This is a genomic window from Mucilaginibacter sp. (genome assembly GCF_964263795.1).
Lineage (GTDB): Bacteria > Bacteroidota > Bacteroidia > Sphingobacteriales > Sphingobacteriaceae > Mucilaginibacter.
On record NZ_CAXVWK010000093.1, the window covers coordinates 11118 to 27325 of the forward strand.

At 44.1% G+C, this 16208-nt stretch carries 13 protein-coding genes; 10 read left to right on the top strand and 3 right to left on the bottom strand.

The window, feature by feature from the left end; genetic code table 11:
* Positions 1-59: 59 nt before the first annotated feature.
* The 5 genes from ACE5CV_RS15185 to ACE5CV_RS15205 all read left to right on the top strand — a co-directional run bounded on the left by ACE5CV_RS15185 (position 60) and on the right by ACE5CV_RS15205 (position 8128).
* Positions 60-3161: a SusC/RagA family TonB-linked outer membrane protein gene (locus ACE5CV_RS15185; protein WP_374951040.1), complete on the top strand. Its 3102-nt coding sequence runs from the start codon at positions 60-62 to the stop codon at positions 3159-3161.
* Positions 3162-3171: 10 nt separating this feature from the next.
* Entirely contained in the window at positions 3172-4674 is a 1503-nt protein-coding gene (locus ACE5CV_RS15190; protein ID WP_374951041.1) for a RagB/SusD family nutrient uptake outer membrane protein, read from the top strand.
* Positions 4675-4687: 13 nt separating this feature from the next.
* Entirely contained in the window at positions 4688-5695 is a 1008-nt protein-coding gene (locus tag ACE5CV_RS15195) for a LamG-like jellyroll fold domain-containing protein (protein ID WP_374951042.1), read from the top strand.
* Between the two features lie 62 nt (positions 5696-5757).
* On the top strand, positions 5758-6906 hold the full coding sequence (locus ACE5CV_RS15200) for a glycoside hydrolase family 130 protein (RefSeq protein ID WP_374951043.1): 1149 nt from the start codon (positions 5758-5760) through the stop codon (positions 6904-6906).
* A gap of 157 nt (positions 6907-7063) precedes the next feature.
* Positions 7064-8128, top strand: coding sequence for an SDR family oxidoreductase (locus tag ACE5CV_RS15205; protein WP_374951044.1), 1065 nt, complete (start codon positions 7064-7066; stop codon positions 8126-8128).
* 59 nt (positions 8129-8187) lie between these two features.
* On the opposite strand, the gene ACE5CV_RS15210 is transcribed toward ACE5CV_RS15205, so the two are convergent.
* The 3 genes from ACE5CV_RS15210 to ACE5CV_RS15220 form a co-directional block, all read right to left on the bottom strand.
* Positions 8188-9804: a carboxylesterase/lipase family protein gene (locus ACE5CV_RS15210; protein WP_374951045.1), complete on the bottom strand. Its 1617-nt coding sequence runs from the start codon at positions 9802-9804 to the stop codon at positions 8188-8190.
* Positions 9805-9952: 148 nt separating this feature from the next.
* Positions 9953-12475, bottom strand: a complete 2523-nt coding sequence (gene uvrA / locus ACE5CV_RS15215; RefSeq protein WP_374951046.1) for an excinuclease ABC subunit UvrA — start codon at positions 12473-12475, stop codon at positions 9953-9955.
* A 121-nt stretch (positions 12476-12596) separates the two neighbouring features.
* On the bottom strand, positions 12597-12932 hold the full coding sequence (locus ACE5CV_RS15220; RefSeq protein WP_374951047.1) for a hypothetical protein: 336 nt from the start codon (positions 12930-12932) through the stop codon (positions 12597-12599).
* Positions 12933-13101: 169 nt separating this feature from the next.
* Between ACE5CV_RS15220 and ACE5CV_RS15225 the strand changes: the two genes are divergently transcribed.
* The 5 genes from ACE5CV_RS15225 (at position 13102) to ACE5CV_RS15245 (ending at position 16203) form a co-directional block, all read left to right on the top strand.
* A complete protein-coding gene (locus ACE5CV_RS15225) occupies positions 13102-13611 on the top strand; it encodes a hypothetical protein (protein ID WP_374951048.1) in 510 nt (169 codons plus the stop codon).
* On the top strand, positions 13611-14390 hold the full coding sequence (locus ACE5CV_RS15230) for a hypothetical protein (protein ID WP_374951049.1): 780 nt from the start codon (positions 13611-13613) through the stop codon (positions 14388-14390). Before ACE5CV_RS15225 ends, ACE5CV_RS15230 begins: the two co-directional genes overlap by 1 nt.
* A 129-nt stretch (positions 14391-14519) precedes the next feature.
* The gene (locus tag ACE5CV_RS15235) at positions 14520-14816 is read left to right on the top strand and encodes a hypothetical protein (RefSeq protein WP_374951050.1); all 297 of its coding nucleotides are present in this window, start codon (positions 14520-14522) and stop codon (positions 14814-14816) included.
* Between the two features lie 325 nt (positions 14817-15141).
* Entirely contained in the window at positions 15142-15741 is a 600-nt protein-coding gene (locus ACE5CV_RS15240; protein ID WP_374951051.1) for a hypothetical protein, read from the top strand.
* Positions 15742-15762: 21 nt separating this feature from the next.
* Positions 15763-16203, top strand: a complete 441-nt coding sequence (locus ACE5CV_RS15245; RefSeq protein ID WP_374951052.1) for a hypothetical protein — start codon at positions 15763-15765, stop codon at positions 16201-16203.
* Positions 16204-16208: the final 5 nt, after the last annotated feature.

Sequence of the window (16208 nt, forward strand, 5' to 3'; positions counted from 1 at the left end):
TTTTACAGCATATGGTACCGGTGTTTTTTAAAATCAATTCAAACCAATAATAATCGCTTATGATTAATTTTACTTTAAAAGAGAAATGGAAGGCTTGTATTTTTTGCCTTTTTATCTTCCTCAGCTTCGCTACCCAAAGCAGGGCGCAAAGCAGGTCTGTAACCGGGAAAGTTGTGGATGCTAATACTAATGAGACCGTTATAGGTGCAACTGTTCAGGTAAAGGGCACAACCACCGGTGTCGCGACAGACGTTAACGGAAACTTTACGCTTGCTGTAAATGAAGGCGCCCAACTTGAGGTGAAAAGCATTGGCTACACCTCGCAAACGGTAGCTGCCAGTTTCGGTTCTCCCATGCTGATCAAACTTGCATCATCCAGCAGCAGCCTTAACGAGGTTGTGGTAGTAGGTTACGCCACTCAAAAAAAGGTGGATCTTACCGGTGCTGTTTCAACGGTTAAAAGCAGCGATATTGCTAATTTACCTGTTGGCGGAGCGGATCAGATACTGCAGGGTAAGGCAGCAGGCGTTTCAGTAACCCAATCTACCGGTGCCCCGGGCGACGGTATTAACATTCGTATCCGCGGTGTGGGGACGATAAACGACAACAGTCCGCTGTATGTGATCGATGGTATCCCTACTAAGAACGGTATCAACGAGATATCGCCTAATGATATTGAATCGATCAGCGTTTTAAAGGATGCATCTTCTGCGGCTATTTATGGTGCGCGCGCCTCTAACGGTGTGGTTATCGTTACTACTAAAAAAGGTAAGAACGGTGCTGCAAGGGTAAATGTTAACGCGTATACGGGCGTGCAAACCTCGCAGCACTTGATTAAGATGGCCAACACTGCCCAATATGTGGCAGCTTATAACACGGCAGCAACCAATGACGGGCGTGGGTTAATTCCCGCCAGCGTTATTGCAGGCTTGCCTGATGTAAATTGGCAGAAAGAAGTTTTGCGCCCCTCGCCAATCACAAATGTGCAAGCATCTGTGAGCGGTGGTAGTGATAATTCAACTTACATTGTATCAGCCAATTATTTTAAACAAGACGGTCTGGTTCAAAATTCCTCTTTTGACCGTTTAAATTTGCGTACTGCTGTTACCAGTAACTTTTCTAAGTATCTGTCTTTTGGTACCAACGTTAACCTGGGCTATTCAAAAACCAGGCAAGTAGGTACATCAGGTGATGGTTTTGGTGCGGGTAACCCCGGTGCCAGCGTTTTACGTTATGCCCTTTTCCGTACGCCGGCCACACCTGTGCGCAACGCAAACGGTGATTTTGTTGACTTACCGGAACATCCGGAATTTTTTGGTGATGGTTTGAACCCGGTAGGATTTGCAGATAATTACAACCGTAACTTCATGGGTTATTCTGTATTAGGCAACGCTTACCTGGAACTTAAGCCGATCAAGAACCTAAGGATAAAAACCGATTTCGGAACCAATTTTTTGATCACAGATTACAAACAATTTTTTGCAACCTGGGGAATAGACCGCTTTTTGAATTCACCAAACAGTCTGGCACAGTCTAACACCAACTTATTTGACTATAACTGGACAAATACCGCAACTTACGACTGGACGCTGGCTAAGAAAAATGTGTTTAACTTTTTAGTAGGTACCGAAGTTATAAAAAGCAACAGCCGTGCCTTAGGTGCCTCACGTACCTTGTTCTCTGACCAAAGCTCAGCTTTTCAATACCTGGACAATGGATTGGGCATACAACAAAACGGCAGCAACCAAATTCACTCCGGCTTGTTCTCCATCTTCGGACGCATCAATTACGCTTACGATAATAAATATTTAGCAACTTTTAATGTTAGGCGCGACGGATCGTCACGTTTAGACCCAAGCAATCAGTACGGCCAGTTTTACGGCGGTTCGTTAGGCTGGAGACTTGATCAGGAAGATTTTCTGAAAGACATTAAGGCTATCAACCTGTTCAAACTAAGAGCAGGAATAGGGCAGTTAGGTAACCAGCAGATCCCTGAATACGCTTACGCAACACTTGTTCAAACTTCCGGTTATTATCCGTTTAACGGCGCAAGCAATGCGGGTAATTCCATCAGCGTGTTGGGTAACCCTAACGTACGTTGGGAAACCAGTACGCAAACAGATTTTGGTTTAGATCTGGGCTTATTCAATAGTGCTTTGACCGTTTCTGCAGATTATTATATCAAGAACACATCCGGAGTTCTGCTTCCACCGGCTAAGCCATCGAGCAGCGGCGGTGCGGGTAGCGCAACAGTAAACGCGGGCGGCGTGCGTAACCAGGGTTTTGAGTTAGAACTGGGATACCGCAACACTATAGCCAACAAATTTAAATATGAATTTATAGGCAATTTTGCCACTGTTAAGAACAATGTTACATCTTTAGCCGGAGGCTCGGCAATTGTTGGCGGCCGCATCGATAACAATTACTACGCTACACAAACAGAAGTGGGCCATCCGATTGGATCTTTTTACCTGTTACAACAAGATGGTATATTCCAGAACGCGCAGGAAGTATTTACCCATGCCTACCAGGGGCCAAATGTTAAGCCAGGGGATGTGAAATATAAAGACATCAGTGGACCAAACGGCGTACCGGATGGTGTTATAGACGACCAGTACGACCGTGCTTATGTAGGAAGCCCGATACCTAAATTTACTTACGGTTTAACATCCAACTTGTCTTACGCAGGCATAGATGTCAGCTTGTTCTTCCAGGGTGTTTACGGTAACAAACTTTACAATCAGGTAAATACCGATATTGAAGGTTTTTACCGGGCGTTCAATATTACAGAACGTGCAGCAACACAAGCCTGGACTGGCGAAGGTACAAGTAACCAGTTCCCGCGTTTATCATGGGATGGTGCTACAAATAACAAACGCCCGTCTACACGCTTTCTGGAAAGCGGCTCATACCTGCGTTTAAAAAACGTACAACTGGGCTACACCTTTAGCGACAGGTTAGTAAAAGCTGTTAAACTATCGTCTGTAAGGTTTTTTGTAAGTGCACAGAATGTGTTTACCGTAACCAAGTACACCGGTATCGATCCGGAAATGTACACCAACAGTAACTCGGCCGGAGACGGCGTTAGAGCTGTAGGTATCGACTTTGGTACTTACCCATCCGCACGCACCTTTACTATTGGTTTTAATGCTAATTTTTAATACTATGATCATGAAAAGATATTTATATATAACACTTGCAGCCGGGGCGTTACTATCGGCCGGTAGCTGCAAAAAAGCGCTTGATCAGCCACCTTTGGGTACTTATCAGGCAGCAACGTTTTTCAACTCTACAGCCAACGCAAAATCTGCGGTCAACGCAGCATACGTACCCTTAAACTATACGGATGCTTTTGCCAATGAAGGCTGGGTATTGGGTGATGTAGCATCTGACGACGCTGTAAAAGGCGGTTTAACAGGTGATCAGGCAGATATTGATAACATCAACAACTTTAATATTCTTAACACCAACTCCGCGGTTGAATCCGTATGGGGAAGGAATTACAACGGTATATCTAAGGCGAACTTTGTATTAGATGGTTTAGCGGATGGTAATAAAGCAGTACCTGATGCTGATAAAGCAACTATTATAGGCCAGGCGAAGTTCTTGAGGGCTTACTATTATTTTATATTAACAAACAATTACGGCAATATACCTTTGCGCCTGCAAACCGCCACTGCCGATAATTTAGATGCGCCAGCTGTACCGCAAGCACAGGTTTACGCACAAATAGAAAAAGATTGTACCGAAGCTGCAGCTGCATTACCAATCGCATGGACCGGCGCAGATCTGGGCCGTGCTACAAAAGGTGCTGCATTAGCATTGCTGGCAAAAACTTATTTGTTCGAGGCTAAATACACCCAGGCAGCGCAAACTGCACAGCAGGTAGAGGCTTTGGGTTACGCATTAACTAATAAGTTTACAGATAACTTCAGTGCATCAACCAAAAATAACACCGAGGCTATCTTTTCTATCCTGCACACAGCAGGCCTAAGCCCAAAGCAAGGCAATGCTTTAAACCAGGCCTTTGCGCCACGCGGTGCACTAAACGGTTACGGCTTTTTTCAACCTACGCAAAGCCTTGTGGATAATTTTGAAAAATCACCTACCGGTATAGTTGACCCCCGTTTAGATTATACGGTTGGCCGGGCAGGTCACCCTTATTTCGACAGCCCGTTTGATGCCAGCTGGAGCGCAACCGGTTATGTTACCAAAAAACATATTCAGCCGCTTTCAGAGATACCGCTGGCCACCAAAGGAGATGGTAACCTGAATATCGAAGTTTTAAGGCTGGCAGATGTGCTATTGATCGAAGCAGAGGCTTTAAATGAATCTAACAATCCTACTGCTGCATTAGTGCCGCTTAACAAGGTGCGGAAACGTGCGCGTGAAAGCTATCTATATGACAGCACATTAGGTGGCGGCGGTGCAGTCCCTGCAGGTTTGCTTCCGGATATTACCACCACTAATCAGGCTCAGCTGCGCGATATCATCCGCAGGGAAAGAAGATCGGAACTGGCACTGGAATTTGGGCGCTTTTATGACGTCATTCGTTATGGCAGCACTTATGCCACTAATGCTTTGAAAGATGTCCCAAATTTTAATTTTACGACTAACAAATTCTTTCCGATTCCTTTTAGCGAGGTATCTACAAACAAATTATTAGGAAAATAAGAATAACAAAATCATGAAGATATATCAAAAAATTGCGGGGATAGCCATATTAGTTATGGCACTGCTGTTTAACCTTGCTGCATGTAAAAAAGATTCAACGCAGCAAGTCAATAATCCGGATGTAACAAACATATCTGCTGCTATTACAGCGGCTACTACATTGTACACCAGCGCGACAGAAGGTAAGCGCCCCGGTAACTATTCTGTCGGATCGCGTCCGGCCCTTAAAACGGCTATTGATCTGGCAACTGCAACCAAGGCATCTACATCTTATAGCCAACAAGAAGTGGATAATGCTACCGCTAACTTGAACCGTGCAGTAGCCGCTTTTAAATCAAGGCTTATCCAGGATGTATCTGCCGATAACCTGATCGCGAAATGGGAATTCACCGGCAACGCAAATGACGCTACCGGCCATGGCCATGACGGTACACTGATGACCGGTTACATCAACGGGACAACAGATGGTGGCGTGCGCCCGGCTCTAGTTGCTGACAGGTACAACCAGGCTAACAGCGCTTATGATTTCCAGAACGGATCTAATATCGAGATCCCTTATACTTCCGATCTTAACCCTAAAGAATTTACAATTTCATTATGGGTTAAGCGCCATGAAACCAATCCGGAAAATTATATGTTCTCTTTAAACACCTACAACGGCTTTAAATTTCAATTACAGGGTAATAACTTCTTGTTTTTAACCTTTAAAGGTGATAACGGTTACCATGACGTGGACAGCAACCCGGGTGTTGTCCCTGCAGACGCCTGGACGTTCGTTTCGGTATCTTATGCTAACGGTACAATGAAGTTTTATGTGAACGATAAACTGGTAAAAACTGCTGCAGTTACCGGTACGCCTGTAACTTTAACTACGCCTGTGAATTTGGTGATAGGCCAAAGCCTTCCTAAAAGTTTAAAGGGAACCTCATACTTTAAGGGAACTATGGATGATATTCGATTTTATAACCGCGCATTGAGCGAAGCAGAAGTGCTTTCTATCTATACTATCGAACAACCGTAATTTATTACTTTTGACAAGCCGTCTGTTAACCAAACAGGCGGCTTTGCTTTAATACACTTTCTATGAAATTCGTTACATCATATTTAAGAACGTTAACATTATTGCTACTATTTCCGGTTAGCCTTTTGGCGCAGGAAAATAAACTACCCGGTTGGGCATTCGGAGGATTTGCAAGGCCGGATGGAATTAACCCGATTATATCCCCGGATAGCAGTACCCGGTTCTTAGACCCGATACTGCAACAGTCGGTAGGATGGGAGTCTAATGATACATTTAACCCTGCTGCCGCGTTGCTAAACGGAAAGATTGTGGTGTTGTACCGTTCAGAAGATAAATCCGGCGTGGGTATTGGTTTTCGTACTTCGCGTTTAGGCTTTGCGTCAAGTAAAGATGGATTGCACTTTGTCCGTTCCAAAACACCCGTTTTCTATCCTTCAAATGATGATCAAAAAAAGTACGAGTGGCCGGGTGGGTGCGAAGATCCGCGGGTAGCTGTAACGGCAAACGGCACTTATGTAGTGTTTTATACACAATGGAATCGTGAGACGCCAAGGTTAGGTGTGGCTACATCTAAAGACCTGAAGCATTGGGTAAAACATGGCCCTATCTTCGAGGATGCTTACGGGGGCAAGTTTTTAAACATCGCGCATAAATCTGCATCTATCCTTACAAAGATACAAAACGGGAAACAGGTGATCACCAAAATAAAAGGCAAGTATTGGCTTTACTGGGGCGAACTGCATGTTTATGGTGCAACATCTACTAATCTGGTTGATTGGGAGCCGGTTGTTAATGCTGATGGGAGTTTGAAAGAAATTATTTCGCCGAGAAAGGGCTATTTTGATAGTGAATTAACTGAGTGCGGTCCGCCGGCTTTGTTAACTGAAAAAGGAATTATTTTATTCTACAACGGTAAAAACAAAAAAGGCGACGATGGCGATAAGCGCTTCACAGCAAACTCTTATTGTGCCGGCCAGGCTTTGTTTAATAAACATGACCCATCTATACCAATAACCAGACTTGACGTTCCTTTTCTCAGACCAATGGCTTCTTTTGAAAAAAGTGGTCAATACCCTGCTGGTACCGTTTTTATTGAAGGTATGGTTTACTTCAAGCAAAAGTGGTTTTTATACTATGGTTGCGCGGATTCGAGGGTAGGCGTTGCCATTTTTGATCCAAAACATCCTGCTAAACCTGATCCTATTAATTGAGAACTTTGTTGATCGCTGTAAGCGGCTATTACTGGCGAAGCTTTTACTTACGCAAGATATAACTCAAGCCCATTACAAATTATGTGCGTAGAATGTCATTAGTGTTCTTTGCCTAAATTCTGGCAAACAATTGCACGGCAGGACTGCTAATAACAGTATGAGATATGCATTAGTAGTAGGAGCGAGTGGCATTACGGGCAGTAACCTTGCTGAGAAATTGATTAGTGAAGGATGGACGACCTACGGACTTGCCCGCAACCCCAATACCGAAATTAGTAACTTGCTGCCTGTTGCCGCCGACCTGCTGAATGCGGAGAGCTTACAAAAAGGATTGGCAGATGTTAACCCCACCCATGTTTACATCACCAGTTGGATGCGAAAGGAGACTGAAGCCGAAAACATCCGCGTTAACAGCTTGATGGTGCGTAACCTGCTCGCAGCCTTATCACCAAAAAAAGTTGTTCGGCATGTTGCTTTGGTAACTGGTTTGAAACATTACCTTGGTCCGTTTGAGGCTTATGCTAAAGCCGGTACACTACCCGAAACGCCGTTGCGTGAGGAACATCCGCGGCTGGATATTGAAAACTTTTATTACGCACAGGAAGATGAGGTATATAGTGCTGCGGAGCGCGATGGATTTACCTGGAGTATCCACCGGCCGCATACTGTTATAGGCAAAGCGATAGGCAATGCCATGAATATGGGTACCACATTAGCGGTATATGCCAGTATTTGCAAAGAAACCGGCAGGCCCTTCCAGTTCCCGGGCAGCAGTGCGCAATGGAATGGCTTGTCTGATGTTACCGATGCGCGTATACTGGCAGAGCAACTGATTTGGGCGTCGACAACCGAAGTAGCGCAAAACCAAGCATTTAATATTACCAACGGAGAGGTTTTCAGGTGGAAATGGTTATGGTTTAAACTGGCCGAATGGTTTCAAATAGATGCGGCAGGGTTCGATGGTACCATTCGCCCGTTGGAAGCTGAAATTGCTGGTGACGAACAATTGTGGAGAGGCATGGCTAAAAAATATCAATTGAAAGAGCCTGAGTTAAACCGGTTAGCATCTGCATGGCATACTGACTTAGACCTGGGCCGCCCTATTGAAGTAATGACAGATATGTCCAAAAGTCGCAAACTGGGTTTTACCGCCTACCAGGATACCCGCGATTCGTTCTTTGACCTTTTTCAAAAATTAAGAGCGGAACAACTTATACCCTAATATTTGGGGTATAAATTTTTCCGCTCTCAGTCTTTATAATAGCCGCAGAATTTGATATTCTATCGGCTTGGTGCAGCAGCAATTTTTAACAATGCCTCGTCTGGATGATTGCGGACTTGAGGTTTAACATCCAGTATCATGGTAGCACCATTTGCAGCTGTATAAGCCGGCCATAGGGGTAAAGCCGGCGTATTAGGATTACCGGTTTTTGCAAAGTTGATCCACGCGCTACTCATTTTTGAAGCAAGTACATAAGCATCTTTACCTCCGCCGGTCATTTCTTCACATCGTTTGATATTATCAAATTGAAACGCGATATCCATACAATGCATCGCTTTGTACATGCCATCATTCACTGGCGACTGCCATGTAAAAAGGTACATATAAACCGGTGCCGCGCCTTGCATCCCTGATTTTTGATCTGCTTGTTTAATAGCTAATGAACGAAATCCGAATTCAATATCGATATATTCTGATGGTTTGGTAGTATTAGGATATGCCTGCTTTACTGCAGCGATATACGCATCTGTGTTAGCGCCGTATCGTTTTTGAAGCGTAGTTTTTACCTTATCCATTGTAAGATCCTTTGGAGTAGGGGCAAAAGCGGCAAATTCATTTTTTGTGGTCCCTACTAACAGTGGTATATCTTTTGCCAGGTCCATTGCCTTTGCATCAGAAGGCTGATAAGGAAACATTTCTCCGTCCAATACAGCGTTCCAACCTACGTTAGCCGGTTTTCCTTCTTTTTTTAAGTCTGCACTTACTTTTCCAACAGCTTTTTTACTGGCTAAATTCAACGTTTCGTAAGGAATTTTTTGAAGCGAATCTACCTGCGATGGCTGAAGATGTAATTCATTAAGCAGTGCTGCCGCTACCCGTTGTGAAACAGATTTGTCTGTGAACGTATTAACATAACTTCCGCTTTCGACAATGGCTTTTTGAAACAGGCCTTTGGCCAATGGTGTATTCATCATGCAGGTAACTTTACCGCCACCTCCGGATTGTCCGAATATGGTGACATTATTGGGATCGCCACCAAACTGTGCAATGTTTTCTTTAACCCATTGCAAAGCTGAAACTAAATCCGCGAGTCCGGCATTGCCTGAATTTTTATACTTTTCGCCATAGGCGGATAAATCTAAAAACCCTAAGACGTTTAGGCGATGGTTTAAAGAAACCAATACTACGTCGCCTTTTTTAGCCAGGTTTTCGCCATCATATGATGGCAGTTCGATAGACGAGCCGGCTGTAAATCCACCGCCGTGAAGCCATACCATTACAGGTCGTTTCTTACCGTCATTTAATTTTTGTGTCCAGATGTTTAACGTCTGGCAATGCTCATTTGAGTACCCTAAATTATGATTAAAAGCAAATTCAAATGGGTCGTTAACGTTTGTGGTAGGATCTGTTGGGCACACCGGGCCATAAGTCATCGAACTACGAACATCGGCCCATGGCTTTGGCTTTTGCGGTGCGGTAAAACGTTCCGATTGTGCATACGGAATGCCTTTAAAAGTGAAAATATTATTATGGATGTAACCTTTCACTTTACCATATTCGGTAGAAGTCACTGCGATATTTTCACCAGCCTTTACTGCATCGGTATTTTGGCTAAACGCAGTAGGCCCATACAGGCATAAAACTGCTAATGTTAACAGGGCAAATTTTTTTCTCATTTGGTTTAGTATTAATTTAAAATTGGCTTTGTGTAAATATAACGCAATGATAATTAAATACCTATTAAGTAAATAATTACTCATGATATTTCACAAATAGCGACTTATCGTTCAAATGGCTGCAAAATTCAGTACCGGTGTACCTATTTTATAAATACTTAGCGAGGTAACGAGCCGTACGGCTCGGCTTGTTTTGCGCTATTTGTTTCGGATGACCCTGCGCTACAATCTGTCCGCCTGCTTCCCCGGCACCGGGTCCGATGTCGATTACCCAGTCGCTGGTGGCAATTACTTTCATGTCGTGCTCTACCAGTATTACGGTGTTACCTGCGTCAACCAAACGGTTCAATTGCAGCAGTAACCGCTCCACGTCAGACGGATGCAATCCGGTCGTCGGTTCATCAAGTATGTATAGCGTTTGGCCATGCTGGGCGCGTTGCAGTTCGGTTGCTAATTTTATGCGCTGGGCTTCCCCGCCGCTTAGTTCAGTGGCTGGCTGCCCAAGCCGCAAATAGCCCAAACCAACTTCCCGCACTACTTCTAACGCACGGCTGATAGCAGGCTCTTCGTCAAAAAAGTTTGCGGCTTCGTCCACGGTAAGCGCAAGTACTTCCGCTATATTCCTGTCTTTATACTCCACTTCCAGTGTTTTTGGATTATAGCGTGTACCGCCGCATGTAGGGCAGGGTGTGTAAACGCTCGGCAGAAATAGCAGCTCCACCATAACCATTCCTTCACCTTCGCAATGCGGACAGCGGCCCTTTACCACATTGAATGAAAAACGGCCAGCATCGAACTTACGAGCTTTAGCAGCCGGGGTAGACGCGAATAGTTTGCGTACGTGATCGAAAAGCCCGGTATAAGTTGCCAGGTTTGAGCGCGGCGTGCGGCCAATAGGCTTTTGGTCCACTACCACTAACCGTTTAATCCTCGTCATGCCGCTAACGATATGCCCGCCTGTTGTCTGCACATCGTTATGCTCTAACGGATCAGCTTCTGAATCTTCCGTAATGCTTACCTGAAGCCCCAGTTGCTCTGCAACCAATTCTACCAGCACCTGGCTTACCAGGCTGCTTTTGCCGGAGCCGGATACGCCGGTTACACTGGTTAACACCCCCAAAGGGAAATCAGCATTTAAGTTAGAAAGATTATTCCGGCTAATATCTTCCAACTTTAACCAATCTTTTGGCATACGGGGACTGCTGACACTTTTAACCGCGTCATCATAAATATAGTGGCGTGTTAGTGATTCTTTTACCTTTCGCAAGCCATCAGGTAGGCCGCTGTATAAAATATGCCCGCCTTTCTCACCGGCTGCGGGGCCGACATCTACAATCCAATCCGCATGGCGAATCACATCTATCTCATGCTCCACCACAAACAGTGAGTTCCCGGACGATTTCAATTTGTCCAGGGCCCGTAATAACGCTTCAGTATCCGCCGGGTGCAGGCCTGCCGAAGGCTCGTCTAAAACATATACGACCCCGAACAGGTTGGAACGAACCTGTGTAGCCAGCCTCAATCGCTGCAATTCGCCAGGAGATAAGGTTGGCGTGCTTCTTTCGATGGTCAGGTAACCTAAGCCTAAATCGAGCATTACCTGCAATCGAGCCAAAAAATCTTCAGCGATGCGTTTGGTAACCACTACCTTTTCCGGATTGGCGGCGGCCATTTTTTTTAAGGCAGCAGCCTGGCCGTTTGCATAAGGGGCAAAGACTTGCTCAAGCTTGTCCAACGATAGCCGCGATAGTTCGGCAATATCCAACCCTGCAAATTTAACTGATAACGATTCCTGCCTAAGCCTTTTCCCTTTGCAAAGTGGACATTCGTTGCTTAGCATATACTGGCTTACCCGCTTTTTCATCAGCGCGCTTTGAGAGTTAGCAAAGGTATGCCGCACATAGCGGCGGGCACCGGTAAAGGTGCCCATATAGTCGGGCTGACGTTTGTTTTTAATAAACCGCTGGATTTCCTCGTGGGTATAACCTGAATACACCGGTACAACAGGCTGTTCTTCGGTAAATAAGATCCAGTCACGGTCTTTTTTGGGCAAGTCTTTCCAGGGCACATCAATGTTGATACCCATTGTGGTCAGGATGTCCCGCTGGTTTTGACCCTGCCAGGCGGATGGCCAGGCGGCAATCGCTTTTTGCCGAATCGTAAGCGAATCATCAGGCACCATCGTTTTTTCAGTGATCTCGTATACGCGGCCCAGTCCATGGCATTCAGTACATGCTCCTTCCGGCGTATTAGGTGAAAAAGATTCTGCATAGATGATCCCCTGTCCGTCAGAATAATCGCCGGCACGCGAATAAAGCATACGCAGCAAATTAGATAAGGTTGTTACACTGCCTACGGACGAGCGTGTGCTGACTGCACCCCGTTGCTGCTGTAAGGCAACCGCGGGAGGGAGACCTTCGATCTCATCAACTTCAGGAATGGCCATTTGATTAAACAGACGGCGGGCATAGGGCGATACTGATTCCAGGTAGCGGCGCTGTGCCTCGGCATATAAAGTACCGAAAGCCAATGAGGATTTGCCGGAACCGGAGATGCCTGTAAACACAACCAGCGCGTTACGGGGAATATCGAGGTTTACATTTTTGAGGTTGTGCTCGCGTGCGCCTCGTACCCGTACAAAGCCGGAAAGATCAGGTTCAATTTTCGCCATGAATTGTAAACGGTTATCAGGGCGCTAAGTTTGCATGACGTCAACCCTTGTTTGTTGACAATAAGTTTTATTCGCTATTAATAACTCGATTGTAATTGTAGTTAGGTACTAATAATTTTTTTTACCGCTTAAAAACTATTTTCCTCTGCATTTTTCCGTCCCAATAGATAGCATTGATCTTATTAGGGTGATTTGTCGAGGGCGATCTGTTAAGTATTATCCAGGAACCCGTCATGTCTTTATACCGCCCTGTACCTTTCTCCGGATCGAATTTCAAGTCGCCTTTATCATTCGGTTCGTTTGCATTTGCGGCAAACACCTGATCGCCGTACTGCGAATGTATTGTAACCTTGCTGGCTATTAAGTAACCATCGGCGAGCTCCAATTTTGTCCGGTCGCCATATATGTTAGCTCTGTAAAAAATTATATCGTAAGCTTTTTGTGCGTGCGCTTGCATGGCGAAACATGATCCAAGCAAGATAAGCAAGCAATTAAAACAATGTCTAATACATCGAATGTGGTCATTCAGCATAATAATATTATGTACTTAGCAATGCATATGAAACAACGTATGCTCAACAATGTGTATTGAACAAAATCCAGGAATTATTTTGCCTGGCAATCATTTGAATAAAGAAGAAACATTTATTGATGATCTTAAAATTCCGGCCGAGACGCGGGTATGCTTTTCGGTGGTCAAAGGGATCCTGGCTCAACCATTCTACATCCTCATGATAGTTGCCGGTGCATTTGCAATTGTTCGCAAACAAGGCGTGTCTGTTAAAAATAGCGATATATTGCATCAAATATCTGGTGTGCTATTTTGCATTACCGGCATCATGTTAACGTGGCGAAACTCTAGACAATTACTCAACAGAGCGCCGCAGATCATTATCAGCGATGGAGGGTTATGGCTTGCCGGGCACCCGTTTCATTCCTGGGCTGTCATCAGCGATCTGCACATTGTACCCCGTGGCACAGGTGTTCGCATTAGATATTTTCTTCAGTATAATGCTAACGGCATGTTTGATATCGAGGATTCGTTTAACATCAGCCATCGCCGGCGTTTACAGCTTCACCGAAGCCGGTTTATGGCTTGCCAACTCGAACCAAGTAACAAAGTAGCCAGGAGATAATGGAAAGGCAGATCAAAAAGTTCGAGGTATGGCTAACAGTAATTTTTGTGACCTGGGCGGTGACTGCCTATTTGCTTGAGCTTTTATTGGTAAATATGTATACCCGTAATGATTCTGCAGTGTTATTTTGGTGTGCGGTGGCTGTGTTTTTACCCGCGGGTGTTTATTTTGCTATTCCTATGGCTGCAAAAGAAAATGCCAGGTGGTATAAATATATTGGCTACTCTGTTATGACATCATTGTTCCTGATTTTTGTAGGGTATTTTACTTTATTAAAGACCGACCTGCTATGGTCGCTACTTACCAAACCTACAACATCGGGCGTAGTTTATATAAAAAGCCTGAAGAAAGATTACCTGCCGAAACATGGCTGGGATCATACCAACGTTAACACAATTTATAATAATAAGCGGCTGCAATTTGAGGCGAGCCGAACTGCATTTTTTTTGCTGAAGGATAAAGATTCATTAAACGTAACTATCGGTTGTTCTAATACCGGCAACTACTTTATTACGGATATTCATCTACCGGGAGTTGAACGATGGGACGCCCGCAAAACGTATTGGGTTGATTGGGTACAACGAAACCTTTGGGTTGCGGTATTGTTAATTTTTGCATTTATGGTTGCAATTTTAAAAGAGCGTTACTGGCCAAATGCCACATTTGCACAAATAGGGTGGAAACGGTTTGTGCTTATCTGCGTTTCTATCGTAGTTATAATCTTTATAATTATTTACGTTGGGCTGATTGTTTATATAAAATTCATACATAAAAGATAAACCTATGGCAAAGATTGTAGCGAACATTATTTTCCTGATCATTTTTACCTTTTGCTATTATTGTTAAACAAAAGGCTATCAAATATATGGATATGTATAATGTTTCCCTTGTTGTTTGCAGCCGCGATAATGCCATTAAAGTATTGGTTTGACTATGCCCGGCCAACATATGGCGATGCGATAGCCAGCAGCTGGCTTAAAATTATATTAATGCTTTTTGCAAATCTAATTGTCTTCAATATCGCCTATGTTTTTGTAGAACGCATTGTTGGCACCCAGGTGAAGTTCCATGAAAAGTATGGCAAACCCAACGTCGGCTTCGTTAAGTCGTTTATAGATAATGCAACAAACATCAAATCAATAGCACACTTTTTTTTCTATTTAGGTGGTGTTGTTTTTTCTTACCTTATTACTACTATATATTGAAAACAGCTTTTTTTAAGTCGTTTAAACGATAATAAGTACCAAAAAAATCCCATTATAACACCGCCGTAAATTTTCCTGAAAGTATTGTCACCTCTTTTTATACCAGCTTTTACCAGTAAGGTGCTCTAACCGAAGGGTACCATGATCCTCAAGTACTTTATTGCCGATCATGACCTTCGACTGTATGATCACCATTTACTTAGTGATAGTTTGAGGATTGGTCTATATCGTTCATGTACATTTTTAAAACGTTTGCGGCGCTTAGACGTTTGATTGCTATGTAAACGGCATATCTAATTATACCTTACGGGTATCTTCACAAAACATGAGCTTAACTATTTTTAGGGTATTCTTTTTTTGCCTGGTGCCGATAGGCATTTATGTACTTGGTAAAACGATACGCATGTTGAAAGGGATGTTCAACGGAGAAGTAATAGCAGAAAAGTTATTTACTGATAAAGAGATACTTTTTGAGGTGAGAAAGGCGGGCGTATATGCTGTTTGGCAAAAAGGGCGGTTATTTCAACGTACAGCGGCTGATCGATTTACTTTAAAGCTTTTTCGTGAGCCGTCCGGCGAGCCGGTTTCTATCAGCATGTCCATTTTTCGTCCTCATATCAACAGTTTAGACACCGCTCGCATGGAATTGAGCAGGTTTTCAGCAGAGGCCGGAAATTATCGCCTGCAGGTTGTGGAAGGGTCGAGCGTTTCCTGGTTGGAACGCCTTGTTTTAAAAATATTTCCCGCAAAACCGATCGATTACAGTCAGTACTATTTGCAAGTACGGGAGAGCAGGCCCGCATATTATATCATCGCTGCTATACCTTTGTTCGTGCTGTGTGGCTTCTGTATTATAGGCGGGTTTGTAGCCGGTTTTATGGCACCATACATCTTATCAGATATGGGCATTTCATTTAGTCAGTAAGTGTTTAAATCAAGTTGTTATATGCCTTTACCAGACGAAGTTATCATCAAATTTTCTAATTGGAAAATAGTATGGTTTATTGCTATGGTCGGTGTTTTTATCAGTGGCATAGTATCACTTATTGAAGGTGGGAGTATGATTAAATACGTAATGGCGTTGGTTTGTATCGCAATTGGCAGCGTATCGGCATATGTAGAATATTGGGATATGCTCATTATTAATCAACCGCAGCTTATAATCAGCAGCCGGGGGATAACAGCGAACGACGGCGAGTTTTACGGATGGGACGATATAGTTAACGAGAAGATTATGCCGCTTGGGTCTATCAAGCCTGCGTGGTTTCTTTGGTTTGAAACGAGGGGCAGGAACCGCAAACTTCACCTTGGTGGCCTGGAAAAACGGCCAGAGGAAATCATGGAGCTTATTAGCCATTACAGGGCGGCTAACAAACAACCTCGATGATCAAT